The 25,121-nt window shown below is 70.2% G+C and carries 20 protein-coding genes; 9 read left to right on the top strand and 11 right to left on the bottom strand.

What is annotated here, in order from left to right; genetic code table 11:
* Positions 1-10: 10 nt before the first annotated feature.
* The 6 genes from DEFCA_RS0113870 (at position 11) to DEFCA_RS0113845 (ending at position 4,705) form a co-directional block, all read left to right on the top strand.
* A complete protein-coding gene (locus DEFCA_RS0113870) occupies positions 11-481 on the top strand; it encodes a 4Fe-4S dicluster domain-containing protein (RefSeq protein ID WP_029734102.1) in 471 nt (156 codons plus the stop codon).
* A gap of 363 nt (positions 482-844) precedes the next feature.
* Entirely contained in the window at positions 845-1,129 is a 285-nt protein-coding gene (locus tag DEFCA_RS22340) for a MoaD/ThiS family protein (RefSeq protein WP_025323617.1), read from the top strand.
* A 2-nt stretch (positions 1,130-1,131) separates the two neighbouring features.
* Positions 1,132-2,397: an NAD(P)/FAD-dependent oxidoreductase gene (locus tag DEFCA_RS0113860; protein ID WP_025323616.1), complete on the top strand. Its 1,266-nt coding sequence runs from the start codon at positions 1,132-1,134 to the stop codon at positions 2,395-2,397.
* A 194-nt stretch (positions 2,398-2,591) separates the two neighbouring features.
* On the top strand, positions 2,592-2,780 hold the full coding sequence (locus DEFCA_RS0113855; protein ID WP_025323615.1) for a hypothetical protein: 189 nt from the start codon (positions 2,592-2,594) through the stop codon (positions 2,778-2,780).
* 97 nt (positions 2,781-2,877) lie between these two features.
* Positions 2,878-3,774, top strand: coding sequence for a carbohydrate kinase family protein (locus DEFCA_RS0113850; RefSeq protein WP_169709587.1), 897 nt, complete (start codon positions 2,878-2,880; stop codon positions 3,772-3,774).
* Positions 3,775-4,111: 337 nt separating this feature from the next.
* Entirely contained in the window at positions 4,112-4,705 is a 594-nt protein-coding gene (locus DEFCA_RS0113845; protein WP_245693484.1) for a TMEM165/GDT1 family protein, read from the top strand.
* An 8-nt stretch (positions 4,706-4,713) separates the two neighbouring features.
* On the opposite strand, the gene DEFCA_RS0113840 is transcribed toward DEFCA_RS0113845, so the two are convergent.
* Genes DEFCA_RS0113840 through feoB form a run of 3 tightly spaced genes read right to left on the bottom strand, consistent with a single transcriptional unit; the run spans position 4,714 to position 7,546 of the window.
* Entirely contained in the window at positions 4,714-5,394 is a 681-nt protein-coding gene (locus DEFCA_RS0113840) for a metal-dependent transcriptional regulator (protein ID WP_025323612.1), read from the bottom strand.
* Positions 5,391-5,567, bottom strand: a complete 177-nt coding sequence (locus DEFCA_RS22335) for a hypothetical protein (RefSeq protein ID WP_169709586.1) — start codon at positions 5,565-5,567, stop codon at positions 5,391-5,393. Before DEFCA_RS22335 ends, DEFCA_RS0113840 begins: the two co-directional genes overlap by 4 nt.
* Positions 5,564-7,546, bottom strand: coding sequence for a ferrous iron transport protein B (feoB, locus tag DEFCA_RS0113830; protein WP_025323611.1), 1,983 nt, complete (start codon positions 7,544-7,546; stop codon positions 5,564-5,566). The genes DEFCA_RS22335 and feoB overlap by 4 nt, the downstream gene beginning before the upstream one ends.
* Positions 7,547-8,204: 658 nt before the next feature.
* On the opposite strand from feoB, the gene DEFCA_RS19650 reads away from it, so the two are divergent.
* Together DEFCA_RS19650 and DEFCA_RS0113820 are read left to right on the top strand one after the other, a co-directional pair.
* Positions 8,205-8,621, top strand: coding sequence for a thioesterase family protein (locus tag DEFCA_RS19650; protein WP_025323610.1), 417 nt, complete (start codon positions 8,205-8,207; stop codon positions 8,619-8,621).
* A complete protein-coding gene (locus DEFCA_RS0113820; RefSeq protein ID WP_025323609.1) occupies positions 8,618-9,682 on the top strand; it encodes a hypothetical protein in 1,065 nt (354 codons plus the stop codon). The genes DEFCA_RS19650 and DEFCA_RS0113820 overlap by 4 nt, the downstream gene beginning before the upstream one ends.
* Positions 9,683-9,719: 37 nt before the next feature.
* Here the strand turns inward: DEFCA_RS0113820 and gyrB are convergent, their stop codons facing one another.
* The 4 genes from gyrB to dnaA form a co-directional block, all read right to left on the bottom strand.
* Positions 9,720-12,134: a DNA topoisomerase (ATP-hydrolyzing) subunit B gene (gyrB, locus tag DEFCA_RS0113815; RefSeq protein WP_025323608.1), complete on the bottom strand. Its 2,415-nt coding sequence runs from the start codon at positions 12,132-12,134 to the stop codon at positions 9,720-9,722.
* Positions 12,135-12,157: 23 nt separating this feature from the next.
* Complete coding sequence (recF, locus tag DEFCA_RS0113810) at positions 12,158-13,255, bottom strand: DNA replication/repair protein RecF (RefSeq protein ID WP_025323607.1); 1,098 nt, start codon at positions 13,253-13,255, stop codon at positions 12,158-12,160.
* A 2-nt stretch (positions 13,256-13,257) separates the two neighbouring features.
* Complete coding sequence (gene dnaN, locus DEFCA_RS0113805) at positions 13,258-14,379, bottom strand: DNA polymerase III subunit beta (protein ID WP_025323606.1); 1,122 nt, start codon at positions 14,377-14,379, stop codon at positions 13,258-13,260.
* Positions 14,380-14,588: 209 nt separating this feature from the next.
* Positions 14,589-15,920 carry a chromosomal replication initiator protein DnaA gene (dnaA, locus tag DEFCA_RS0113800; RefSeq protein WP_025323605.1) on the bottom strand — a complete coding sequence of 444 codons (1,332 nt, stop codon included), beginning with the start codon at positions 15,918-15,920 and terminating at the stop codon, positions 14,589-14,591.
* Between the two features lie 349 nt (positions 15,921-16,269).
* Between dnaA and DEFCA_RS0113795 the strand changes: the two genes are divergently transcribed.
* Positions 16,270-16,917: a hypothetical protein gene (locus DEFCA_RS0113795; protein ID WP_025323604.1), complete on the top strand. Its 648-nt coding sequence runs from the start codon at positions 16,270-16,272 to the stop codon at positions 16,915-16,917.
* Between the two features lie 475 nt (positions 16,918-17,392).
* Here DEFCA_RS0113795 and DEFCA_RS0113790 read toward each other — a convergent pair whose 3' ends face one another.
* The 4 genes from DEFCA_RS0113790 to DEFCA_RS22330 all read right to left on the bottom strand — a co-directional run bounded on the left by DEFCA_RS0113790 (position 17,393) and on the right by DEFCA_RS22330 (position 25,106).
* Positions 17,393-18,541 carry a KamA family radical SAM protein gene (locus DEFCA_RS0113790; RefSeq protein WP_025323603.1) on the bottom strand — a complete coding sequence of 383 codons (1,149 nt, stop codon included), beginning with the start codon at positions 18,539-18,541 and terminating at the stop codon, positions 17,393-17,395.
* Positions 18,542-18,858: 317 nt separating this feature from the next.
* Complete coding sequence (locus DEFCA_RS0113785) at positions 18,859-21,057, bottom strand: ATP-dependent helicase (protein WP_051463256.1); 2,199 nt, start codon at positions 21,055-21,057, stop codon at positions 18,859-18,861.
* Positions 21,054-22,844 (bottom strand): chloride channel protein, encoded by a 1,791-nt coding sequence (locus DEFCA_RS0113780; RefSeq protein ID WP_029734096.1) that lies wholly within the window; start codon positions 22,842-22,844, stop codon positions 21,054-21,056. The genes DEFCA_RS0113785 and DEFCA_RS0113780 overlap by 4 nt, the downstream gene beginning before the upstream one ends.
* Before the next feature lie 63 nt (positions 22,845-22,907).
* A complete protein-coding gene (locus tag DEFCA_RS22330; RefSeq protein ID WP_051463255.1) occupies positions 22,908-25,106 on the bottom strand; it encodes an MGH1-like glycoside hydrolase domain-containing protein in 2,199 nt (732 codons plus the stop codon).
* Between the last annotated feature and the right edge of the window lie 15 nt (positions 25,107-25,121).

Raw genomic sequence — 25,121 nt, 5'->3', positions numbered from 1 at the left:
GGCGATGGCAATGAAGATTCTGGCCGTGGACGAAAAACGATGCACGGGGTGCCGCCTGTGTGAGCTGGTGTGCTCGGTGCGCCACGAGGGGGCCGCGGACCCGGCCCGGGCCCGGATCCAGATCGTGAAGTGGGAGGAGGAGGGGGTGTACCTGCCCATGGCCTGTCGCCAGTGCGAGGACGCGCCCTGCGCGGCGGTGTGCCCGGTGAACGCCATCGGCCGGGATCCCGAGCTGGGCCGGGTCACGACCGACCACGACCTGTGCATCGGGTGCCGGGCGTGCGTGTCCGCCTGCCCGTTCGGGGTGCTGGGGTTCCACGAGGACCGGGGCAAGACCTTCCGGTGCGACCTGTGCCACGGCGACCCCACCTGCGTGAAGTTCTGCGAGACCCGGGCCCTGCGGTACGAGGAGGGCGATCGGGTGGTGGCCGGCCGTCGCAGGGCTGCCGCAGCCCGGTTCCGGCAGGCCGTGGCAGAGTAGGCATGGGCCTTCGGCCCGCTAGGCGGCCCGGCGGCTGCCGAGCCGTTGCCAACGCCTCGGGGGGCATGGGGTCTGCTGGAGAGCCGCGTGCGGCTCCTATGCTCGCCGCGCAGCGCCTCCCGCGCTTGTACCGTGAGACCGTTCGTCTGCGGCCGGACTGTCATGAAACCACCGTTGGTGCTCGTGCCTGCGCGGCGAATCTCATGCCCGGCTTTGCGCGCGGCCGGAAGCAGAGCCCATGCCCCTGCCGCTGAAACTGCTCGGGGATCCGTGCAAGTTCCTTTTTCGCAAACAGGCCACCTCGTGGCCTGCCGGAGATTCCCAGCTGCCCCGCGGGCCGAAGGCCCAGATCGGAGAACCGCCATGGCGATCGTGGTGCGATTTCTCGGTTTTCCGGAGATCAAGCGAATCCTCGGCCGCACCGAGTTTCGGGTGGAGGCCGACCCCCCCACCCTGGCCGGCCTGCTCGAGGCACTGCGCGCGCAGGGCGTGCCGGTGGACGACGCCGTGGTGACCGAGGAGGGGCACGTGCGGCCCACGGTCCAGGTGATCCGCAACGGGGACGACTGGATCCCCCGGGACCGGCCCGACACCCCCCTGGGGCCGGACGACGAGATCACCTTCCTGTTCATGATGGCCGGGGGCTGACCGTGCCGACCATCGCCGTGGTGGGGTGCGGCATCGCCGGCGACGAGGCCGCGTTCGCCGCCCGACGGGCCGACCCCACGGCCCGGGTGGTGGTGTTCACGGCCGAGCCCGACCCGCTGATCAGCCCCTGCGTGCTGGCCGACTACGTGGCCGGGGAGATTCCGCGGGAGCGCACGGTGCTGCGCCGACCCGGGGAGTACGCCCGGGCCGGCATCGAGCTTCGCCTGAACGATCCGGTCCGGGAGTGGGACCCGGACCGCCGGGAGCTGGTCACCGACTCCGGCCGGTTCGCCTTCGACCGCCTGGTGTTCGCCACGGGCAGCCGGGCCGCGTTCCCCGACCTTCCGGGGGTGGATCTGCCCGGGGTGCTGTCCCTTCGCACCCTGGGCGATGCCGACCGGATGCGCCGGGCGCCGGCCGGTCGGGCCGTGGTGGTGGGCACGGGCCTGGTGGGGGTGGAGGCGGCCTGGGCCCTGCGGGAGCGGGGCTGGGACGTGACCCTGGTGGGCCGCCGCCACCGGGTGCTGCCCCGGCTGTTCGACGAGCCCATCGCCGGGCGGCTGGCCGAGGCCCTGGAGCGGATGGGTATCCGGCTGGTGTTGGGCGAGAGCCCCGTGGAGGTCCTGGGAACCGGGCGGTCCGAAGGGCTTCGCACGAGCCGCAGCACCTATCCCGCGGACCTGGTGGTGTTCGGGGCGGGCCAGCGACCCCAGGCGGAGCTCGCCGCGGCAGGGGGGGTCCCCCTGGGGCCCTCCGGGGGGATCGCCACGGACCCGACCATGGCCACGGGGCTCGAAGGTGCGTACGCCTGCGGCGACTGCGCCGAGACCGTGGACCGGCTCACCGGCCGGCGGGGGGTGTTCATGCTGTGGAACAACGCCCGGCTCCAGGGCCGGGTCGCCGGCCGGGCGGCCGCCGGCGCGCCGGCCCGGTTCCCGGGCAGCCTGGGGGTGTCCACGGTGCACGCCGGGGACCGGGCGGCCGCGTCCGTGGGCCTGCCCGCGGCCGAGCACCGGGACGGATCGGCCGACCTGGTGCATCGGGTCACCCCGGACGGGGAGCTGAGCCTGGTGATCCGCAACGGCCGGGTGGTGGGGGCCCAAGCCCTGGGAAACACCGCCCGGATCGGCGGCCTGCTCGGGGCGGTGCTCCGCCACGTCCAGGCCGAGCCCTTGGTTCGCACCCCCCCGGCCTGGGCGGTGCGCCTGCGCGCCCTTCGGGCCTTCGGCCCGCTGGAAGGCTCAAAGGCTAGAAAGCTGGAAGGCTAGGAGGCCAAAAACCTCTTTCATCTCTGAGCGCTACGCCGGCGTCACAACTCGGGGACATGGGGCCCAGTGGAGCGGCCGCCCGTCTAACGAGCCGAGATAGCAGGAATTTCTCTAGTCTCTAGTTTCTAGTCTCTAGTTTCTAGAAACAGGCCGCCCCGCGGCCCACTCGAGCTGACTCCTGGGGAGATTCGACCATGCCGAACGCTGATGCGGAGAAACGAAAGGCCCAGGTCCGGTGCCTGAACTGCTTCGAGCGGTTCTTCCCGGAGCCGGGCCAGGCCCAGGCCCGCTGCCCCGGCTGCTCGATGGAGTGGCGGCTCACCTGGACCGGGCCCCACTCCGTGAAGGTGCGCGGCCCGGTCTGGGACAAGGTTCCGCGCTGACCCAGCCGGGGCAGGCCCGCCGCCCTATCCCTTCCGGCCCGTTTTCCGCTACCCTACCGCCCCGTTGCCTCTCCCCCAAGCGAGCGGAGATAGGGTGGTGCGTCGGTACGACGTGGTGTGCATCGGCCGGGCGTGCGTGGACGAGATCCTGGTGGTGGACTCGTTTCCCGCGGAGGACACCAAGGCGCCCTTGCGGGAGCGCCTCACCGAGGGCGGGGGCCAGGCGTCCACCGCCGCATGCCTGGCGGCCCACCTGGGGGGGAGGGTGGCGTTCCTGGGGGTGCTGGGCGAAGACGCCCCGGGGCGGTTCGCTCGACAGCGCATGGCCCGCTTCGGGGTGGACCTGGGCCCCTGCCCTCGACCCCGGGGTCGAACCCCCGTGGCGTTCTGCCTGGCCTCCCGGGCCACGGGCAGCCGCACGATCGTGTACGAGCCGTCGGCCGAGCCGCTGACCGAACGGGACGTGCCCCCTTCCCTGATCCCAGAGGCCTCGGTGATCCTGGTGGACCCCCAGGCCGAGCACCTCCTCCCCTACCTCGCACCCCTGTGCCGGCAGGCCGGAACCCTGGTGGTGGCCGACGCCGAGCACGCCCGGCCGGGCTGGGAGCGCACCTGGGGTCTCGTGGACGTGCTCGCGGCGGGCAGCTCGTTCCTGGCCGAGGCGTTTCCCGGTCTTTCGCCCGTCGCGGCCCTGGAGCGGCTCGGCACGGCGGCCCGGGGCCTCTGCCTGGCCACCCTGGGGCCGGACGGGGCCCTGGCCTGGATCGACGGGAAACCCCGGCGGTTCCCCGCGCCCCGGGTGGAGGTCCGCGACACCACCGGAGCCGGCGACGCCTTCCACGGCGCCCTGGCCCTGGCGTTGGCCCGGGGCGTGGCCGTGCCCGCGGCGATCGGCTGGGCCGTGCGGGTCGCCAGCCTGTGCTGCCGCGGGCTGGGGGGTCGGAGCTTTCCCGGGCTGGACGAAGCCCGCCCGTTCCCTTGGGAGCCCCGATAGGCCGAGAGGCGGCCTATTTGCGAACCCGTAAGTACAGCACCGACCCGACCCCAGAGTTTCGGCGGCAAGGCATGGGGCCTGCTTCCGGCCGCGTGCGAAGCCGGGCATTGAGATCCGCCGCGCAGGCACGGGGCAGCGGCGGTGGTTTCATAACAGTTCGGTCGGGCACGAACGAACTCACGGTACGAGCGTTGGAGGCGCTGCGCGGCGAGCCAAGGAGCCGCACGCGGCTCTCCAGCAGACCCCATGCCCCCGGGCTTTGGCGCGGTTCGAGAGCCGCCTAGCGGGCCGAAGGCCCCAGACCGATGACCGTCGACTGACGACCGAAGTTACCGAGGTGACCGAACCGATGGACCTCTCGGCGTTCGCATCGACCCTGGGCCTCGTGTTCGTGGCCGAGCTCGGGGACAAAACCCAGCTCGCCACCCTGGCCCTGGCCGCGCGGTACCCGTGGAGGCCGGTGCTGGCGGGGGTGGTGGCCGCGTTCGCCCTGCTCAACGCCGCCGCGGTGACCGTGGGAGGGGTGGCTGCGGCCGCGGTGCCCCCGGCCTGGATCCAGGTCGGGGCAGGCGGCCTGTTCCTCCTGTTCGGCGGGCTCTCCTTCGTGAGCCGGGACGAGCCCGGAAACGAAAGCGGCCCCGGGGCGCGATCCCTGGGGCCGTTCGGCACCTCGTTCCTGTTGATCCTCGTCTCCGAGCTGGGCGACAAGACCCAGCTCGCCACGGCAGGCCTCGCGGCCCGATGGGCCGCGCCCCTTGAGGTGTTCGCCGGCTCCTGCCTGGCGCTGTGGGGCGTGAGCGGCCTGGCCCTGGCGGTGGGTGTCCGGATCCACCGCTGGATCCCTGCCCGCCGGATCCGGAGGATCGCCGGGCTCCTGTTCCTCGCCTTCGGCCTGGCCACCTTGTGGCCGTTGGTCGTCGGCCGTCCCTGATCTCCCCATCACCCCCCGAACCGGAACCCCCACCGCCTCCGGCGCCGTCGGGGCGGCGGCTCCCCGTCCCGGCGCACCATGATCAGGCCGGCCATGTCCGCGTCCACCGCGAACCGGCTGAACCCCACCGTGAACACGTAGGCGGGGTACGCCTGCTCCACCTGCAGCCGGCTGCCGGGCCGTACGCCCATGGCCATGAGCTTTTGGAGCTTCTTGGAGTCTTGGGTGCGCAGGTAGGCGACCGTACCCTCCTCGCCGGGCCGCAGGTGGGCCAGGGGTGCTACGTAGCGCTCGCCTTCGGCCCGCGCCCTCTCGCAGCACGGCCCCGGAGGGATCGGCCGACCGTGGGGGCAGGTCTCGGGGTGACCGAGGAGCTCGCACACCCTCTCCTCCACCCCGGGCCTCAGGGCGTGCTCCATCTGGCACGCCGCTGCCTCCATGTCGGCCCGGGCCGTGTCCACCACGTCGTTCATCAGCCGCTCGGCCAACCGGTGCCGCCGGATCACCTGGCGGGCCTCCTCCCTACCCCGGTCGGTGAACCCCACCGACTCCCCCTGCCCGGTGACCAACCCCAGGTCCGCCAGGGCCTGGAGATCCTCGCCGCTCGGCATGGTGCTCCGGGGCTTGCCCTCCTCCAAGGTCTCCCACAGGGTCTCCAGAGCCTCCTCCGCCCGCTCGTCCAACTTCATGACCGCTTCTCCTTGCGGGTGCGGAGCCAACGGACCCACCCCGCCTCCCGGGGCATCTCGTACCCGCAGTAGGGGCATTTCACGTTCTTGCAGCCTCCGAACACCGCGCAGCCCCGACACTCCTTGCGCGCCTCGTCCTCGGAGAACCACCTACCACAGAAATCACACTTCATAGCTTCACCCCCAAGGCCGTCAAGACGACGTTCACCAGGGCGCCCACCCCGAAGGCGAACGTGAACACGAACCCGGCGATGGCCAGCGCCGTCTTGGTGCCCCGCTCCTTCTGCATCACCAGGAACTGGGCGATGCACGGCACGAACAGGGTCAGGGTGATCGCGGCCACGGCCAGCTGGTTTCCGGTCAGCAGCCCCCGGGACTGCAGGTCGTACAGACCGGCGGCCCCGTAGTCGCGCCGGAAGAACCCGAACAGGAACGCCACGGCCGCCTCCTTGGGCAGCCCGATCCACCTCATCACCACGCCCAGGCCGGACACCGCCGCGTCGAACAGGCCGGTGATCTTGCCGAGCCAGATCAGCACGCTGGCCAGCAGGAACAGGGGCAGGATCTCGGCAAAGTACCACTGCATGCGGGTCAGGGTCTTCACCGCCACGGCTCCGGGCCGCGGCAGGCGAAGGGGAGGGATCTCCATGTAGAACATCGGAGGCTCCCCGGGGAGGATCCGGGCCGTGAGCCACCCGATCAGGAGGAACACCCCTATGACGAACGCCGCCCACACCGCCATGGCCCGGGGCTCGGCCGACATCATGCCCAGGATCACCCCCAGCTGGGCGCTGCAAGGAATGGCCAGGGCCAGCAGGACCGTGGCGATGATCCGCTCCCGGGTGGTCTCCAGGGTACGGGTCACCATGGTAGCCATGGTGTCGCACCCGAACCCGAGGGTCATGGGGATGACCGCCCGGCCGTTCAGCCCGATCGCCTTGAACAGCCGATCCACCAGCATGGCCAACCGGGGCAGGTAGCCGGAGTCCTCGATGATCGAGAAGGCGATGAAGAACGTGCCCACGATCGGAAGGATGATCGCCACCGCGTAGCGAAGCCCCAGGGTCACCACCCCGTAGTCCAGCCCGATCAGCTCCTGGAGCCACGGCCACGGGATCCATCGGGTCACCGCGTCGTTGACCCAGGGGTTCACATAGGTCTCGAACACGTGCCCTTCCAGGAAGTCCACCACCGTCCCCGCCCCGAACCCCCCCACGAACTTGTACAGCCCGTAGTAGAGCACCACCGCCAGGATCGGCAGACCGGTCACGGGGTGCATCATCCACTTGCTCAACCGCTCCGCCCAGGTCACCCGCCCGGCCTCCGGCGCCCGGAACACCTCGTCCGCGAGGCGGGCGGCCTCGTCGTGGAGGCGCTCGGGGATCAGCAGGCTCGCCGGGGCTCCGGCCCTGCGCTCCACCTCACTGCGGGCCTCGGCCACCCGCTCCACGTCCGCGGCCGACAGCCCCAGGGTCTCCTCCAGCCGCTCGTCACCCTGGAGGAGCAGCAGGGCCAGGGCCCGGGGGCAGAGGCCGGCCCGGGCCGGGACCAGGGGCTCCACCCGGGCGAGGGCGGCCTCCACCTCGGGGCCGTAGTAGATCTCCGGAAGGGTCCGGCCCCTTCCCGCCTCGCCGAGACGAGCGATCAGCTCCTTCACCCCCCGTCCGGTGAGGGCGGCCGTGGTGGCCACCGGCACCCCCAGGGACCGGGCGAGCCGATCCGTGTCGATCCGCACCCCCAGCCGCTCGGCCTCGTCGATCATGTTGAGAACCAGGACCACCGGCAGGCCGGCCTCGATCAGCTGGAGGGTCATGGGCAGCATGCGCTTCAGGTTCTTGGCGTCCACCACGTGGAGCACCGCGTCGGCGTGGGACTCCAGGAGGATGTCCCGGGCCACCCTCTCCTCCTCGGTGATGGGCAGCAGGCTGTACATGCCCGGGGTGTCCTCCACCTCCACGTCCGTGGACCCCAGACGCAGCCTTCCCCGCGACACCTCCACCGTGGTGCCCGGGTAGTTCGACACCACCACGTAGGTGCCGGTGATCCGGTTGAACAGCGCGCTCTTACCCACATTGGGGTTGCCCACCAGCACGATCTTCCGCAGGGACGGATCGGCTTGGGGCGCGGCAGACGAGTGACAACGACCAGGCATGGCTCCTCCTCGAACGGATCCGACCCTGGGGGTTTTAACACTATTGCAACTCACTTGCAACAAAAATCTGCCGAGGCCTTCGTTTAACTTCGGTCGTCGGTCTCGGGCCTTCGGCCTGCCGGGCGGCTAGGCAGCTAGGCGGCCAGGCCGCTCCTGAGCCCCGACGCCAAGGCCTTCGGAGGGCATGGGGTCTGCCGGAGAGCCGCGCGCGGCTCCTTAGCTCGCCGCGCAGCGCCTCCAACGTTCCGCACCGTGAGTTCGTTCGGGCCCCACCGAACGGTCATGAAACCACCGCCGCTGCCCCGTGCCTGCGCGGCGAATCTCAATGCCCGGCTTCGCGCGCGGCCGGAAGCAGGCCCCATGCCCCGCCGCCGGCAATGGCCCCGGACCAACGCACGTTACCCTTCTCCGTTGTAGGGCCCCGCAGGGGCCTGGAGGGGCTTCCCTGCGTTGGGGCTCCGTGGAGTAGTCAACGGCCGCGTCGATGGGTAAGATCGACACTGCGGCATCCGCGCGATCTCGATGCGGTGCGGATGCCAAAAGTATTGCCGGAGTGCGGGGTGGGGGTCTGGCTCCGGCCGGGCGCGAGTCTCGCACCATACTTTCGTTGGGATGGGTACCAAGTTGCCCTCGGTTCCCCGGTTGCAGGAGGACGTCCATGGCGAGCGCGAACGTGAGCATCGGCGACACCTTCACCTACGAGATGACCACAACCCCGGACATGGGGGCCCATCGGTTCCAGGACAGCTCTCCCCCGGTGTTCGCCACCCCGTTCCTGGTGGGCGCGGTGGAGGCGGCCGCGGCCCGGCTGATGGAGCCGGACCTGGGCCCCGGCCAGATGAGCGTGGGCGGGTTCGTCGAGCTTCGGCACACGAAACCCACCCCCTTGGGCTGGAAGGTGCGGGCGGTGGCCCGGCTGGTGGAGAAGGAGGGCCGCAAGTACGTGTTCGAGGTGGAGTGCTTCGACGAGCTCGAGCAGATCGGCACGGCCCGCCACGTGCGGTTCGTGATCGACCAGGAGCCATTCCTGCGGGCCGTGGAGAAGAAGGCCGCCCGCAAGGAGGGCCGGCCGTGAGCTATCGGGTGGAGATCCGCGAGGAGAGGGCCCGCATGGTGCTTCCCGACGGCAGGTCGGTGGAGCGAACCGTGCAGGTGCGCATCCACCCGCTCACCGGCGACACGGTTCGGGTGCTGACCCCGCCCCATCGGCCCCTTCGGATCCCGGACCTGGTGGCCGAGTACGGGCACACCCGGGAACACTGCCCCTTCTGCCCCGAGGCCGTGGAGGCCCAGACCCCCTCGTTCTCGCCGGGGGACCTGGGCGAGCCCCGGATCCGGGTCGGGGAGGTGCGGGTGTTCCCCAACCTGCTCGCCTACTCCGGGGTGTGCGCCGTGTCGGTGCTCACCCGGGAGCACTTCGTGGGGATCGAGCAGCTCTCTCCGGCGGTGCTGTCCGACGCCTTTGCCGCGGCCCGGATCTTCTTCGACCGGACCCGCCGCAGCCGGCCGGACCTTCCCGTGCGGCTGCTCCACTGGAACTACATGCCCCCGGCCGGCTCCAGCATCCTGCACCCCCACCACCAGCTGATGGCCACCGCCATCCCCCCCACCCGGCTTCGTCGCCTGGCGGAGGGGGCCGATTCGCTCCAGGTCCCGCCGGGGGACAACCCATGGGAGGAGGTCGTGCGCGCGGAGCGCGAGGCCGGCAAGCGGTGGCTGGGAGAGCACGGCCCGTGGCGGTTCTTCGTGGACCCGGCGCCCCAGGGCCGGTTCTTCGAGTGGGTGGGGGTGCACCGGGCCAAGTCGGACCTGGCCGACCTGGACGCGCAGGACTACGATGGGTTGATCGGGCCGTTACTCACCCTGTTTCGATACCTGGCGTCCCAGGGGCTGTGGAGCTTCAATCTGGCCCTGATGGGGCTGCCCGAGGGCGACCGCCGGTTCCGGTGCCAGGTCCGGCTGGTTCCCCGGGCCGTTTTTCCTCCGGCCGCCTGCAGCGACATCCACTTCGACGTGATCGAGCACGAGCCCATGGTGCTGCGGGCTCCCGAGGAGGTGGCCGAGGAGCTGCGGGCCGCGTTCCGGGGGTCGGAGCAGAACCTCGAGACACCAGGGCCCAAGACCGACGACCGTTGACCGTTGACCGGAGGACCCTCGACCGAAGCTCCCCCCGTCACACGTCCAGGTTCCGGACCTCCAGGGCGTGGCTGCGGATGAACTCGCGGCGGGGGTCCACCGCGTCTCCCATCAGCACGCTGAAGATCTCCTCGGCGGCCACGGCGTCCTCCAGCTTGACCTGAAGCAGGGTGCGTCGGGCCGGGTCCATGGTGGTCTCCCACAGCTGCTGGGGGTTCATCTCGCCGAGGCCCTTGTAGCGCTGGATGGTGAACGACCGCCGGGCCCGTTCGATCAGCACGTCCAGCAGGTCCTGCTTTGACCGGACCACCACGCGCCCCTGCTCCTCGCCGTTCTTCCGGAGGATCGCGAACGGCGGCTCGCGCATGTCGCCGAGGGTCTCGTTCACGCGGTACAGCCCCCGGTAGTCCGCGGACTCCAGCAGGTCCCGGTGGATCGGGCACACGCTGCGGCGGCCGTTCACCTTGCGCACGGCCCGGAACCGGCAGAGGCTGTGCTCCTCGTCGAACCCGTCGGAGGCGACCTCGTACCCCTTGGCCTCCAGGGCCCGGCGATAGGGCTCGAACGACTCCTCCGAGCGCAACGCCTCCTCGCTCCTGAGCCCCGCGTTCAACAGCACCCGCAGGGCGTCGCGTTCGAACCCCCTCTTGGCCAGCCGCTCCAGGTAGAACCGAAACTCGAAGATCCGCAGCAGAAGATCCCGCAGGTGGCTTCCCGAGTACACCCGGCCGGTCTTCTCGATCCGGACGGCGTGGTCGCCCACCGCCTCCTCCACCAGGAAGCGCTGGAGCTCCTCCTCGTCGTGGAGGTAGCGCTCCTGCTTGCCCTTGGCCACCCGGTACAGGGGGGGTTGGGCCAGGTACAGGTAGCCCCTCTCGATCAGATCCGGCATCATTCGGTAGAAAAACGTGAGGAGCAGCGTGCGGATGTGGCTGCCGTCCACGTCGGCGTCGGTCATGATGATGATGTTGTGGTACCGGGCCCGTTCCGGATCGAAGTCGTCGTGGATGCCGGCACCGATCGCGGTGACCAGGGCGGCGATCTCCTTGTTGGAGAGCATCTTCTCGGGCCGGGCCTTCTCCACGTTCAGGATCTTCCCCTTCAAGGGAAGGATCGCCTGGAACCTGCGGTCCCGTCCCTGCTTGGCCGAGCCGCCCGCGCTGTCTCCCTCGACGATGTAGAGCTCGCTGCGCGACGGGTCCTTCTCCTGGCAGTCGGCGAGCTTTCCCGGCAGGCTCGCCGAGTCCAGCGCGTTCTTCCGCCGGGTCAGCTCCTTGGCCTTGCGCGCCGCCTCCCGGGCCAGGGCCTCGCGCACGCACTTGTCGATGATCTTCCGGGCGACCGAGGGGTTCTCCTCGAAGAACCGCGAAAGCTGCTCGTTGCAGACGTTCTCCACCAGGCCCCGGACCTCGGAGTTCCCCAGCTTGGTCTTGGTCTGGCCCTCGAACTGGGGGTCCGGGATCTTCACGGAGATCACCGCGGTCAGCCCCGCCCTCACGTCGTCGCCGGTGAGCCCGCTCTTCACGTCCTTGAGCAGGTTGTTGGTGCGGCCGTAGTGGTTGAGGGTGCGGGTCAGGGCGGCCCGGAACCCGGTGACGTGGGTGCCGCCCTCGCGGGTGTTGATGTTGTTCACGAAGCTGAACAGCCGCTCCTTGTATCCGTCGTTGTACTGGATCGAGATCTCCACGATGACGTCGTCGTTCCTGCCGGAGAAGAAGATCGCCTCGTGGATGGGGGTCACCGAGCGGTTCAGGTGCTCCACGAACGACCGGATGCCCCCTTCGTAACAGAACTCCTGCTTTTTGTCTGTTCGCTCGTCCTCTAGAACGATCCGGATGCCCGGGTTGAGGAACGCGAGCTCCCGCAGCCGGGTGGCGAGGATGTCGTAGGAGTACTCGGTCTCGGTGAAGATCTCGGGGTCGGGCTTGAAGTGGACGGTGGTTCCGCGGCGGGTCGTGGTCCCGACGACGGTCAGCGGCTCCTTCGGCACCCCCCGTTCGTAGCTCTGGTGGTAGACCTTGCCTTCCCGCCGGATCTCCACCTCGAGGAACTCCGACAGGGCGTTCACCACCGACACCCCCACCCCGTGCAGCCCGCCCGAGACCCGGTAGGTCTTGTTGTCGAACTTGCCGCCGGCGTGCAGGGTGGTGAGCACCAGCTCGGCCGCCGCCTTTCCGGTGTCCTTGTGCACGTCCACCGGGATGCCGCGGCCGTTGTCCTCCACCCGGATGCTGTTGTCCACGTGGATCACCACCCGGATCTGGTCGCAGTGACCAGCCAGGGCCTCGTCGATGGAGTTGTCCACCACCTCGTAGACCAGGTGATGGAGCCCCATGGACCCGGTGGACCCGATGTACATGGCCGGCCGCTTGCGAACGGCCTCGAGCCCCTCGAGCACCTTGATGCTGTCGGCCGTGTACAGGTCTTCGATTCGCTTCAGGTTCTCTTCCATGGTTTCCCTGCGCTGCGGGCCGATCACCGAGCGTGAACGGCTCCCTTCTCCATGCGGTAGAACGCGACGTCCCGCCCCCCGGCCAGCGGGACCACATCCGGCCCGGTGGTGGCGATCCACACCTGGCCGTGCCATCGATCCACGAACGATCCCAGCGCCGCCAACCGCTGGGGGTCCAGCTCCGAGCCGGGGTCGTCCAGAAGCAACACGGGGGGCTGACCCAGGTTCGTGCACCCCCACTCCAGGAGGGCCAGCTTCAAGGCCAGGCCGACGGTGCGCCGCTGCCCCTGGGAGCCGTGGCGCTCCAGGGGCCTGCCGTCGAGCCGCAGAACCAGCCGATCCCGGTGGGGGCCGGCGCCGGTGAACCCCCGGCGGCGGTCCTCGTCCCTTCGGGCCCGCAGGACCCGGAGCAGGGCCTCCCGGTACCCGAGAGCGCCCCTCTCGTCCTCCTCGAGGTACGGGGCCTCCAGGCTGAGCGCCAGCTCCTCCCGGTCCCCGGAGATCGCCCGGTACAAAGACTTCACCGTGGGGGCGATCTGCCGGAGCGTGCGGGCGCGGGCCTGGTGCACGGGATCGGCCGCCTCGGCCATCCGCTGCTCCCAGGCGGGCAGGTCGGCCGTGTTCCCCCGCAACGCCGCGTTGAGCTGGCGCAGGGTCTGGCGGTACCGCCGGATCCGGCTGACGTGGAGGGGGTCGTGGAAGAACGAGGCCCCGTCCACGTACCTGCGGCCGGCCTCCCGGTCACCGTGGCCCAGCCCGGCGTCGGCCGGAGAGAACACCACGGTGGGAAGGACGCTCAGGTACTCCTGGATGGTTGCGGGACGGGTACCGTCCACGGCCACCGTCCGGGTTCCCGCCCGCCACGACGCTCGCAGATCCCGCAGGCCGTTCGGGTCCTCGACCCCCACCTGGACGAAGAACCCAGAACCGCCGAATTGTACCAGATCGGAGGTCTGACGGGTACGGAAACTTTGGAGGCACGACGCGAACCGGATGGCCTCGAGGAGGTTCGTCTTTCCCTGTCCGTTGGCGCCGTGGACCACGCACACCCGGGCCTCGGGTTCCAGGTCGAGGGACTCCAGGTTCCGGAACCCGGCGACCCTCAGCCGGCGGATGCGCATCGTCAGTCGATGCGGATCGGCATCACCACGCAGAGGTAGCCGGGGTCCTCGTCCGAGCGGATCAGACAGGGTGCCAGGGGCTGGTCGATCTCGATGCGAACCTCCGGGCCGCTGAGGTGACGCAGGGCGTCCAGGAAGTACGACGCGTTGAAGGCGATGCGCAGCGGCTCGCCTTCGAGCGTGGCCTCGATCTCCTCGCGGCTGTCGCCGGTGCGGGTGTTCATGGAGGTCAGCAGCACGCGGCCCTGGGCGGCGTCGAGGATGACGCTGTGGGTGTCGGGGTCGGTCATCAGCGAGACCCGCCGCAGGGCGTCGGCGAAGGCCTCCTTGGCCACGGTGACGCGGTTCCTGGGGTCGGCTGGGATGACGTCCTGGTAGCGGGGGAACGATCCGTCGATCGGTGTCAGGCACATCTGGGCGTTGGGGATCCTGCAGAAGATCTTTCCGCCGGACTGGGCGATCTCGAACTCCTCCCCGGCCTCCTCGATCAGGGACTTCAGGCTGGCGAGCCCTTTCTTCGGGAGGATCAGCCCGTCTTGGAACATGTGCAGGCCCACCGGGGTCGGCTGGTCCATGATGGTCAGCCGGTGGCCGTCGGTGGACACCATGCGCAGGGTGTGGGAGCCGGTGTCCGGGTCCTCGTGGGAATGGAGGTACACGCCGCACAGGGTCGGTCGGGTCTCGTCGTTGGAGGCCGAGAACAGCGTCTTCTCCAGCATGGTCACGAAGGACGGCGCGGGAAACCGGGAGAACTCGCCGGGCTCCACCGGGAACTCCGGGAACTCGTCGGGCCGCTCCGTGGGGATCCGGAAGCTGGTCTTCGCGGCCGTGATGTGGAGCCAGCCGTTCTCCTCGAGCTCGAGGGTGGCCGTGCCCGTGGGGAGCTCCCGGACGATCTCGTAGAGCTTTCGGCCGGGGGCCGCGAGCGACCCAGGCACCTGGACCTGACAGGGCAGGCTTTGGACGAGGCTGATCTTGAGGTCCGTGGACCGAACCTCGAGCACGTCTCCCTGGGCCTCGAGGAGGATGTGTTCCAGGATCTCCCGGGTGGTCTTGCGCTCCAGCACGGAGATCGCTTGGGCCAGCACCGGAACGGCGGCGTCCTTGTCGATGTGGACGATCATGGCTCCTCCTAGGGGTGATGGTTTTTTTTTCTTTATTCGTAAGTCATAGGGCCTGTGGATTTTGTGGATAAGGTGAAAACCAGGCGCCGGTCCGGCGGGTTTCCGCTGTGGATGACTTTGTGGATAACCCCGGGTTTATCCACAGGACCCGAGGTCATCGGTTTCGCCCACAGGTTATCCCCAGGGTTGTCCCCCGGGTGATCCCCAGGTCATCCAGAGATCTTCCGTCGGATCGATTCCACCTCGGCTCGCAGATCCGCATCCGCCTCCAGGGCCTTCGAGATCTTCTCGCAGGCGTACATCACGGTGGAATGGTCGCGGCCCCCGATCTTCTGGCCGATCTCGGGGAACGAGCAGTCGGTGAGCTCCCGGGCCAGGTACATGGCGATCTGCCGGGGCAGGGCCACGGCCTTGGTTCGGCGCTTGCCCCGGAGATCGGCCGCGGTCAGGTGGTAGTGCTGGGCCACCGCCTTGACGATGCGGTCGACCGTGACCTTCTGCGAGTTCTCGCGGATCATGCCCCGCAGCACGCTCTTGGCCAGATCCACCGTGAGCTCGGCCTTGGTGAGGCTCGCAAACGCCATGATGGTGATCAGCGACCCCTCGAGCTCCCGGATGTTCGAGGGGCAGTGGGACGCCAGGAAATGGGCCACGTCCAGGGGCAGGAAGATCGACTCCAGCTCGGCCTTCTTCTGGAGAATGGCCACCTTGGTCTCCACGTCCGGGGGCTGGATGTCGGCGATCAGGCCCCACTCGAACCGGGAGCGCAGCCGGTCGGCCAGGCCGGGGATCTCCTTGGGGAACTTGTCGCTCGTCACCACGATGTTGCGGTGGTTCTCGTAGAGCGTGTTGAAGGTGTGGAAGAACTCCTCCTGGGTGCGTTCCTTGCCCGCGATGAACTGGATGTCGTCCATCAGCAGGATGTCCATCTTCCGGTACTTCTCCCGGAACTCGGGCATCCGGTTGTGGGCGAGGGCCTGGATCATCTCGTTGACGAAGCTCTCGCTGTGGACGTAGCAGACCTTGGCGTTGGGATCGTTGGCGAGCCGAAAGTTTCCGATGGCGTTGAGAAGATGGGTCTTTCCGAGCCCCACGCCGCCGTAGATGAACAGGGGGTTGTAGGTCCGCGTGGACCGTTCGGCCACGGCCAGGCTGGCCGCGTGGGCGAACTGGTTGGAGCTGCCCACCACGAAGGCCTCGAACGTGTACTTGGGGTTCAGGCCGATGCGCCGCGCCCGTTCCTGCCACCCCGGCGGGGCCGTCGACTCCTTCTTCGACGGGCGCACATAGGCCTTTTCCTGCTTCGAGGGGACGCAGCGCACCTGCACCGGGCGGCCGGCGTGGCCCGTGGCGGAGCGCTCGATCAGGCTGAGGTAGTCGTGGTCCTGGAGCCAGTCGGCGAAGAACTTGCTGGGAACCTCCACCAGGAGCTCGTTTCCGTCCAGACGCAGGGGACGGATCGGGCGGATCCAGGTCTGGAACGTCTGGGTGGGCAGCGAGGACTCCAGGTCGCTCAGGACGGATCGCCAGATCTGTTCCATGGGGGCTTGGTATCCACAGGGTTATCCACAAGTGTGGATAACGCTCACCCCGATCCGACGGTGGCGGATACACGATCCCAGCGGAAACGGGGAAGCAGGGGGGAAGGAGCCGGAGGACAACCGGCCCGGAACGGAGCGAGACTAGCAAAGGCGGCTCCGGCCCCGCAAGGGGGGGCGAGAAATTGATCGGCCGAGCCCGGCCCGGACCCCGGGGTTGGGGCTTGACGCCGCCGGCCCGGTCCCGATAGCGTGACGCGCCCGTGCCCGGGGGCAGGGGGTCTGTTTTCGGCCTCCCAGCCTCCTAGCGTCCCAGCGGGCCGAAGGCCCAAGAAAAGGAGTGAGAAGTGGCATGAGTTCCGCGCAGCGACGCCGCCAGAGGGCTTTGGAGAAGAAGCGGAAGGAACGCGAGGAGAAAAAGCGCAGGGAGCGGGCGCGCAGGGAGGCCGCCCGATCCCAGTCGAGCCTGGGGCGGCTCCTGGCCAAGGCCGGCGAGCTGCCCGTGGAGGAGTGCGTGATCAGCCGGGGTTGGCGCGACAGGGGGTCGGCCCACATCCTTCTCGCGAGGCGTCGCGAGAACGGGCGCCTGCTTGTGGGCGGGTACTACGTGGACCTGTGGTGCATGGGGCTCAAGGACACGGCGGTGCTCCCCGACCTGGACCCGGACGAGTACCAGCAGAGCATCAAGCCCGAGATCTTCCACGACGAGGTGGAGTTCGAACCCTGCGACCCCTCCCTGGCCCGGGCGATCGTGGAGCAGGCCATCGAGTTCGCCCGACGGTTCGGGTTCCGGCCCAACAAGAGGTGGGCCGAGTCCGTGCGGGTGTTCGCGGGCATCGAGCCCTCGGCCGAGCCGGTGGAAACCGGCCGGAACGGAAAGCCGTGCCTCGTGATGAAGCCCCACGAGAACCTGCTGGGCGCCCGCCGCCGGCTGGAGCGGACCCTGCCGGCCGGTGGGTTCGAGGTGGTGGAGCCCGAGGACCGCCCCGCCTCCCAGTAATTTCGGCTAGGAGGCTGGGAGGCTAGAACGCTTAAAAAACCTCCGTGATCTCCCAGCGTTTCAAGCATAGCCACGCCTTTTTGGCGTCACCTCACGGTCCGGGGGGCATGGGGCCTGCTGGAGAGCCGGGCGCGGCTCCTTGGCTCGCCGCGCCCCCCGAACATCTGTAGCTTTGTCGAATTCCAGGCCCCTCCGCTGTCGCCGCCCGAACAGGCTGCTCCGGCAACGGCATGCGAAGGCGCGGCGATCGGATGCCGCACTCGCGCCCGGCCGGAAGCAGGCCCCATGCCCCGCCTCGTTGGCGTCACCTCACGGTGTCGGAGATCAGGGGTCAGAGGGCAGGGGTCAGTGGACGGGGCGTGGTCCCGCGACGTCGCCTCGGCCACGGTGGCTTTGCGTTCTGTCTTCTGTCGCCTGAATTCTGACCCCTGAATGCTAGCCTCCTAGCCCTCCAGCGGGCCGAAGGCCAAGCCGGTCACGCGGCCGCGGCGTCGTCCTCGGGCGGCTCCTCCTGGTGCCACAGCTCGTCCAGCCACAGGGCCCGGTCGTCCCGGGGCAGCACCAGCACCCGGTCCTCGTCCTCCGGAGCCCGGGCCCGGTGGTAGCGGGCGTAGATCGACCGGTCGTCCACCCCCAGGATCTCCACCTTGCCGGTGGAGTGGCTCATGGCGTAGCGGACCCGGCGGGCCAGGCCCGAGAGCCGGCGCCGGGCCCGGCTCAGGATCTGCCACCCCTCCACGATCGGCACGGCGTACACCCGGTTTCCCACGGCGGGTCGCATCTGGAAGAGGTAGTACGGGGTGACCCCCAGGCCGACCAGCTCCCGGTACAGCTCGGCCAGCACCGAGGGGTCGTCGTTGACCCCGCGGACCAGGGGGCACTGGTTGAACACCTGGGCCCCGGCCTCCTGAAACGCCGCGATGCATCGCCGGGCCTCGGGGCCCAGCTCGGCCGGGTGATCGAAATGGCTCATGAGGGCCACGGCCTTGCCCCGGGCCCGCAGGGCCCGCACCAGGTCGGGAACGGCCGGATCCTCGAGCACCCGCGGGGGGTTGTAGGCGGGGGTCTTGGAGCCCAGGCGGATCGTGCGCACGTGGGGCACCGACGCGAACGCCAGGGCCGCGGCCGCGAGGCGCTCGGTGGGAAGGGTCAGCGGGTCCCCCCCGGTCAGCAGCACGTCGGTGACCTCGGGGTGGCGCGCCACGTACGCCACCGCGGCGCCGACGTCCTGCAGACACTCCCTCTCGTCCTGCATGAACAGCCGCTTCCGGAAGCAGTACCGGCACAGGCCGGCGCACCGGTCGGTGAGCAGCACCACCACGGTGTCCCGGTACTTGTGCTGGAGGCCGGGGAGCACCGTGTTCGCCCTTTCGTTGGAAGGATCGAGCCGCCCGGCCGCGTCGTCCTCGCCGGGATCGGGCACGACGATGCGGCGAAGCGGATCCGCCGGATCGTCCCACCGGATGCGGGAAAGGTAGTAGGAAGGGGCCTGGAACCGGAACCTCTTGGCCACCGGCGCGATCCTCCGGCGGTCCTCCGGCGACAGACCCGGAACCCGGTCCAACCGGGTCACCAGACGGGTGGCGGGGGCGGGGATGGTTTCGACGGGTTGGGGTGGCGTCATGGGGACCTCCTTTCCGGAACAGAACTCGGGGAGTCCCCACTTCTTGCACAAAACGATGTTGTATTGCAAATCCGGGCTGGATTTTTCGGAAGTCTCGTCAGGCCCCAGCGGAGCCGGGCACCGGGGAAGGGGAACTCCCGTTGGTCCGGGGGCCATTGCCGGCGGCGGGGCATGGGGCCTGCTTCCGGCCGTGCGCGGCGCCCCACCAGCCTCCATGCCGCCTAGCTTCGGCGCGGTTCGAGAGCCGCCTGGCGGGCCGAGGGCCCCGACTGACGACCGTTGACCGTAGACCGACGACCGAAGTTCCTGGCCAGCGGTCAGAGGTCCTCGGCCGCCACCTCGATGTCGCTCATCCAAGCGAGCAGCTTGCGGGTGGCGCCGGCGAACCGGACCACCAGCTTGGTGGCGGGGCCGCGGCCCTGGACCCGGACGATCCGGCCGGGGCCGTAGGTGGGGTGGCGGACCCGCATGCCGGCCCGGAACGCCACCGCGCCGGGCTCGGGCTGGATGTAGCGGCCGCCGTCGGCCGGGGGGGCGTCGGCCGGGGCAGGGGCCTGCTGGGGGGGCCAGGGGGAGGCCGGCTCGGGTTCCACCCTGCGGAACACGCCGGCCGGCAGGTCGCCCAGGAACCGGCTGGGCTCCCGGATGCCGCCGTCGCGGCCGTACAGGGTCCGGATCCGGGCCCGGGAGAGGAACAGCCGGTCCTTGGCCCGGGTCATGCCCACGTAGCAGAGCCGGCGCTCCTCCTCCACCTCCCCGTCCTCCCACATGCTGAACTGGTGGGGGAGCACCCCCTCCTCGAGGCCGGTGAGGAACACCACCCGGTACTCCAGCCCCTTGGCGGCGTGGAGGGTCATCAGGGTCACCACCTCGGCCCGGTCCGGCCCCAGGTCCTGGTCGGACACCAGCGCGGCCCGGTCGAGGAACGCCTTGGGGTCGCCCCCCTCCTCGCGCTCGAAGGTTTCGGCCGCGTTCAGGAGCTCCTGGAGGTTCTCCCGGCGTTCCCGGGCCTCGCGGGGGTCGAGCCTCGGCAGGCTCTCGAGGTAGCCCGAGTCCTCCAGGATCCGAAGGAGGAGCTCCCGGAGGGGCACGGTGCCCAGGAGCCGGCGCCACCCGTCCAAAAGGCCCAGGAAGGTCCCCAGGGAGCGGGCCTGCCGGGTCCTCAGGCGTCCCCCGGTCACGGCCTCCTGGGCGGCCCGGTGGAGCCCGAGCCCCTCCCGGCGGGCCAGCTCCTCCACGGCCGCGACCGTGGACGCCCCGATGCCCCGGGGCGGCACGTTGACCACCCGGCGGAACGCCATGGGATCGTCGGGGTTGAGCACCAGCCGCAGGTACGCCAGCGCGTCCTTGACCTCCTTGCGGTCGTAGAACCGCAAGCCGCCGTAGACCACGTAGGGGATCGCCCGGGTCAGCAGGGCCTCCTCCAGGGGCCGCGACAGTGCGTGGACCCGGTAGAGCACGGCGATCTCGCCCAGGGGCATCCCCTGGCGCCGGAGCTCCGCGATGGTGTCGGCCACCCAGGCCGCCTCCTCCTCCTCGGTGCGGGCCTCGTGGACCACCACCGGGTCCCCGTCGTTGCGGTCGGTCCACAGGCGTTTCGGGTGGCGGTGGCGGTTGCGGCTCACCACGGACCACGCCGCGTCCAGGATGGCCTGGGTGCTGCGGTAGTTCTGCTCGAGCTTCACGACCCGGGCGCCGGGGAAGTCCTCCTCGAACGAGAGGATGTTGCGCACGTCGGCCCCGCGCCAGGCGTAGATCGACTGGTCGTCGTCCCCCACCACGCACAGGTTGCCGTGGAGCCGTGCCAGGTGCACCGCCAGCCGGTACTGGACCCGGTTGGTGTCCTGGAACTCGTCGATCAGCACGTGGCGGAACCGGCGGCGGTAGTGATCGGCCAGGTCCGGGTGGGCCTCGAACAGGAGCAGGGTCTCCAGGAGCAGGTCGCCGAAGTCCATGGCCCGGGCCTCCCGGAGCCTGTCCTGGTAGCGCCGGTAGAACTCCCGGACGTCCTCCTCCACCTCGTCCGGCACCCGATCGGCCGGGACCCCCTCGTCCTTCCATCGTCCGACCCGGTGCAGGAGCTTGCCGGGGGACACCCGACGGGGGTCCAGCCCCATCTCCTCCACCACGGCCTTGGCCAGCCTGCGCTGGTCGTCGGTGTCGTAGATGGTGAAGTCCGGGCCCACCGCCAGAAGGTGACCGTGGGCCCGCAGGATGCGCAGGCAGATGCCGTGGAACGTGCCGATCCAGACCCCGGCCGAGTCCGTGCCCAGCAGGGCCTCGACCCGGCGGATCATCTCCCGGGCCGCCTTGTTGGTGAAGGTGACCGCCAGGATCTCCCGGGGGGAGACCCCGGCCGCTCCGATCAGGTAGGCGATGCGGTAGGTGAGGACCCGGGTCTTGCCGCTTCCGGCTCCGGCCAGGATCAGCAGGGGGCCGTCGGTGTGGGTGACCGCCTCCCACTGGGCCGGGTTGAGGCGGGCCCGGAGGTCCTCCAGGGCGGGGCCGCGGGTCACGCGGCATCCCCCCGGAAACTGCGGTCGATCAGGGCCTTGTTGTAGGCGGCCAGGATGTCACGCCGCGACAGCATGCCGATCACCCTGCGGGGGTCGTCCCGGCTGACCACGGGCAGGTGCTCGATGTTGCGGTATCCGATCTTGGCCAGGGCGTGGCGCAGGTTCTCGTCGGGGAAGATGGTGATCACGTTGGGGGTGCCGAGCTCCTTGGCCACGATCAGGTCCTCCAGCCCCTCCTCGTAGGCCACCTCCCGGAGATCCTGGAGGCTCAGGATCCCGGTCAGCCGGTTTTCGCTGTCCACCAGGGGAAACGTCACGTGGCGGGACGAGGGGATCACCGCGAGCAGCCGCCGCAGGGGCGTGCCCTCGTGGATCACCTCCACGTCGGGGTTCATGATGTCGCCGGCCCGGATCGACTCCAGCAGCCCCACCTCGCGCCCCTCCTCCAGGTGGATGCCCCGCCGGGCCAGCTCCAGCGTGTCGATGGACTCCCGCTCGAAGTACCGGCACACCGTGTACCCGATGACGCACGAGAACATGATGGGCAGGATCACCGAGTACTCGCCGGTCATCTCGAAGATCAGGAACATGGCGGTCATGGGTGCGTGGGTGGCCGCGGCCAGGAATCCTCCCATGCCCACCAGGGCGTAGGCGCCGGGGCCGGCCGCCAGGTTGGGGAACAGGGTGTGGACGAGGCTGCCGAAGGCGCCCCCCAGGGCGGCCCCGATGAACAGGCTCGGGGCGAACACCCCGCCGGCGTTGCCGCTGCCCAGGGTCAGGCCGGTGGCCAGGATCTTGGCCAGGGCCAGGCTCAGGAGGAGCCATCCCCCGATCTGGCCGGCCAGGGCCTGTTCGATGTGTTCGTAGCCGTCCCCCAGGACCTGGGGCAGGGCGATGCCGATCACGCCGGTGAGGGCCGCGCCCACCAGGGGTTTGAGGCGGTCGGGGGCCTTCCACCGGCCGAACCGGTCGGTGAGGTCGTAGAAGCTGCGGATGAACGCCACCGCGGCCAGGGCCACCACCACCCCCAGCAGGAAGTAGAACACGATCTCCCAGGGGCTGCGCAGCACGTAGTGGCGGGGCACCTCGAAGGCCGGCCGGTTGCCCTCGGTCATCCGGGTGACCAGAGCCCCCAGGCCCGAGCTGATGACGATGGGGGTGAAGCTGGTGGCGTCGAAGTTGCGCAGCAGCACGATCTCGTGGGCGAAGAACACCCCGGCGATCGGGGCGTTGAATGTCCCCGCGATTCCGCCGGCCACCCCGCAGGCCACCAGGGTGCGCATCCGTTCCTGGCCCACGCGCAGCACCTGGCCCACCAGCGAGCCCAGGGTGCCCCCGATCTGGGCGATCGGGCCCTCGGTCCCGGCTGAGCCCCCGGTGCCGATGGTGATGGCCGAGGCCAGGGACTTGACCACCAGGGTCCGGGCCCGGAACACCGCGCCCTTGAGGTTCACGGTCTCCAGGAACCGGGGCAGCCCGTAGCCCCGCACCTCGCCCGGGAACAGCATGTCCAGGGGGATCAGGAGGGCCGCTCCCGTCATGGGGAGCAGCGGCAGAAGGAGAAGCAGGGGAAACCCGTAGTCGAGCCCGAGCACCTGCCACCCGGTTTCGAACACCCCCTGGTGCACCAGGTGGATCAGGTAGCGGTAGCCCACGTTGCCCGCGCCGGCCAGCAGCCCCACGGCCACCGCCATGTAGAGGGTGGCCGTGTGTTCCGAGGGACGGATCCGGTCGATCCAACGGTTCAGGCGGTCCGAAAGGGACTTCAAGGGGCGCGGGGTGCTCAACGGCGTTCCCTCCCGGCGTTCGGCTTCGGGGGCGCGCCATGATACGCCGCCGCCGGGCGTTCCTCAACCCGCCGGGCCCCGGGGCATCCCCCGGTTCAGGTTCCAGTCGTAGTCGATGTAGCCGAGGGGGGCTCGGTGGCCCCGGGTCCGGAGGAACGCCACGGCGTCGTGGGCGGTGAGGTAACGCAGCAGGAACCCCACGATGCCCGGCCGCCCCCCGAAGTCGCGGGCGTACCACCGGAAGATCTCCGACAGGAGGATCCGCCCCCGCTCGGGCAGCACCAGGACCTCGGAGGAGTTCACGAACCCCCGGGCGGCCTCGTCGAGCTGGGCGTCGATCCGGCCGGGGTCGTAGAACCGCACCGGCGCGCAGGAGCGCGACCCGCACACCAGGGCGAAGTGGATCCGGGGGTCCAAGGGGGAGATGGCAAAGGCCCGGCGGGGGTCCCCCCGGCCGAAGGGACGCCGGGCCCGGCGCCAGGGCCGCTGGTTTCCTCGTAAGACCCCGTGCTCGATGTCGTCGGCCGAGTAGAACCGGCCGCCGATCCGGTAGCCGGTGTGGCTGAAGAACTCGGGAACCTCCCGCACCGATCCGCGGATGCGGCGGGCCACGATACCGTCGATCACCAGGGCGTTGTACAGGTTGATCCAGAACGCGAGCCGTTCGGTCCGGGCGGCCAGGGCGGCCGGATCGAAGGAGTCCAGGGAACGGGTCAACGCCCGGTACGCCCCGTACTCCGGTGAGGCGGAGATGCCCTCGTAGTCCACCACGCCCCGGGCCGTGTCGAAGAACCGATCCCGCAGGTCCCCCAGGGTCTCCAGGAGCCGCCCCGACAGCCCGGGCGGGGCCGGCGGCGGCCGGCCGGGAGCCGGGGCGTTCAGCACGAGGGGGCGGACCGACCCGGCGCCCCACCGCGAGGCCAGGGGCCGCCGGGGGGCTGGCTGGTAGAACCGGTGGACCAGATCCAGGAACAGGGCCGCGGTCCAGGTGAACCGGTCCGAGCCGTAGCCCGTGCCGTCGAAGGAGTCGTAGTACTCCCGGAACCCGAACCGGATGGGAAGCTGCAGCAGGTCCTTGCGCAGGTTGTCGGCCTTCTGGGTGAACCCGTACCGGGCCAGGCCCTCGGCGATCATCCAGTTGACGTTGATCCACACCGGGCCGCGCCAGTACCGGGCCCGGTCGAACCCGTCCCGGCCCGTGTCGTAGTTGGGCACGGTGTAGCAGTTGCCCTGGTGCAGGGCGCAGAACGCGGCCGAGTCCAGGTGGCGGTACAGGGCCTCGGCCTGCTGCCGGTCGGCCGCGCCGGCCCACAGGGGCACGAACCCGGCCGCCGTGTCCACCTCGATGGGCCGGCCGGCCACCCGGTCGAAGGCGTCGAAGATGGCGTGGTCGGCGTGCCACAGCCGGGTCCGGATCGCCCGGGCCGTGGCCTCGGCCCACTCCCTGGGCAGGGCCGGGTCTTCGCCCACGGCCTCGGCCAGCCGGGCCAGGCTCTCGTCGGCCCGGGCCAGCACCGCGTTGAACAGGGGGTCTTCCACCAGGAACGGACACTCGGCCCGGATGGCTGCCTCGTCGTACCGGGCCCGGCGGAACAGATCCACCAGCAGGACGTATCGGTCGTAGTCCGCGTCGGACGGCCGCATGGACGGGTCCACGCCGTGGCCCAGGTCCCGGCGGCCATAGGGGGGAAGCTTTCCCGGCTCCACCCGGATCCGGGAGAGCGGCTCGTCCCAGGTGGGGGAGTTGTCCATGCCCGACTCCCACGGGTGCCGCAGGTACGCCAGGCCCCGGCCGTCGGGATCGCGCTCCCGGTGCAGGTAGGCGTGGAACGCGAGCAGCCTGGGATAGATGCGCCGGAGGAACCCCCGCACGTCCCGGTGCCGGGCGTGCCGCAGGATCCACTCGGCGGCCACGGTGACCACCGGCGGCATGGTGATGCCCGAGGTCGGCACGCGGGGCGGGGCGAGGCCGGTCCCCTCGGTCTGCCAGAAGTCCGGTTCCGGGAAGTAGTGGCCCAGGGCCGAGGGGTCGAACACGATCTGGGGGACGAGCCCGTTGGCCCACTGGCCTTCGAGCAGGGCCCCGATCTCGCGCATGGCCCGCACGGGGCTCCAGTGGGCCCGGCCGATGGCGGCGAACCCCGAGTCCCAGCTCCACTGGTGGGGGTAGAGGGTCGGCGCGGGCTTGGTGAACCGGCCGGTCCAGTTGGAGTCGAGGATCCTTCGGGCCCGGCCCACCGCATCGGCGAACACCCTGGACATCGGTGTCTGTCGGGC

It is taken from the genome of Deferrisoma camini S3R1, assembly GCF_000526155.1.
Taxonomy (GTDB): domain Bacteria; phylum Desulfobacterota; class Deferrisomatia; order Deferrisomatales; family Deferrisomataceae; genus Deferrisoma; species Deferrisoma camini.
This window is presented reverse-complemented; position numbering and strand designations above follow the sequence as displayed.

Excerpts from the sequence above, each read along its gene's own strand:
- DEFCA_RS22340 (WP_025323617.1), top strand. The coding sequence starts at position 845 with ATGGCGATCGTGGTGCGATTTCTCGGTTTTCCGGAGATCAAGCGAATC.
- dnaA (WP_025323605.1), bottom strand. The coding sequence starts at position 15,920 with ATGGAACAGATCTGGCGATCCGTCCTGAGCGACCTGGAGTCCTCGCTG.
- recF (WP_025323607.1), bottom strand. The coding sequence starts at position 13,255 with ATGCGCATCCGCCGGCTGAGGGTCGCCGGGTTCCGGAACCTGGAGTCC.
- DEFCA_RS19650 (WP_025323610.1), top strand. The coding sequence starts at position 8,205 with ATGGCGAGCGCGAACGTGAGCATCGGCGACACCTTCACCTACGAGATG.
- dnaN (WP_025323606.1), bottom strand. The coding sequence starts at position 14,379 with ATGATCGTCCACATCGACAAGGACGCCGCCGTTCCGGTGCTGGCCCAA.
- DEFCA_RS22330 (WP_051463255.1), bottom strand. The coding sequence starts at position 25,106 with ATGTCCAGGGTGTTCGCCGATGCGGTGGGCCGGGCCCGAAGGATCCTC.
- DEFCA_RS0113855 (WP_025323615.1), top strand. The coding sequence starts at position 2,592 with ATGCCGAACGCTGATGCGGAGAAACGAAAGGCCCAGGTCCGGTGCCTG.
- gyrB (WP_025323608.1), bottom strand. The coding sequence starts at position 12,134 with ATGGAAGAGAACCTGAAGCGAATCGAAGACCTGTACACGGCCGACAGC.
- DEFCA_RS0113795 (WP_025323604.1), top strand. The coding sequence starts at position 16,270 with ATGAGTTCCGCGCAGCGACGCCGCCAGAGGGCTTTGGAGAAGAAGCGG.
- DEFCA_RS0113840 (WP_025323612.1), bottom strand. The coding sequence starts at position 5,394 with ATGAAGTTGGACGAGCGGGCGGAGGAGGCTCTGGAGACCCTGTGGGAG.
- DEFCA_RS0113870 (WP_029734102.1), top strand. The coding sequence starts at position 11 with ATGAAGATTCTGGCCGTGGACGAAAAACGATGCACGGGGTGCCGCCTG.
- DEFCA_RS0113790 (WP_025323603.1), bottom strand. The coding sequence starts at position 18,541 with ATGACGCCACCCCAACCCGTCGAAACCATCCCCGCCCCCGCCACCCGT.
- feoB (WP_025323611.1), bottom strand. The coding sequence starts at position 7,546 with ATGCCTGGTCGTTGTCACTCGTCTGCCGCGCCCCAAGCCGATCCGTCC.
- DEFCA_RS22335 (WP_169709586.1), bottom strand. The coding sequence starts at position 5,567 with ATGAAGTGTGATTTCTGTGGTAGGTGGTTCTCCGAGGACGAGGCGCGC.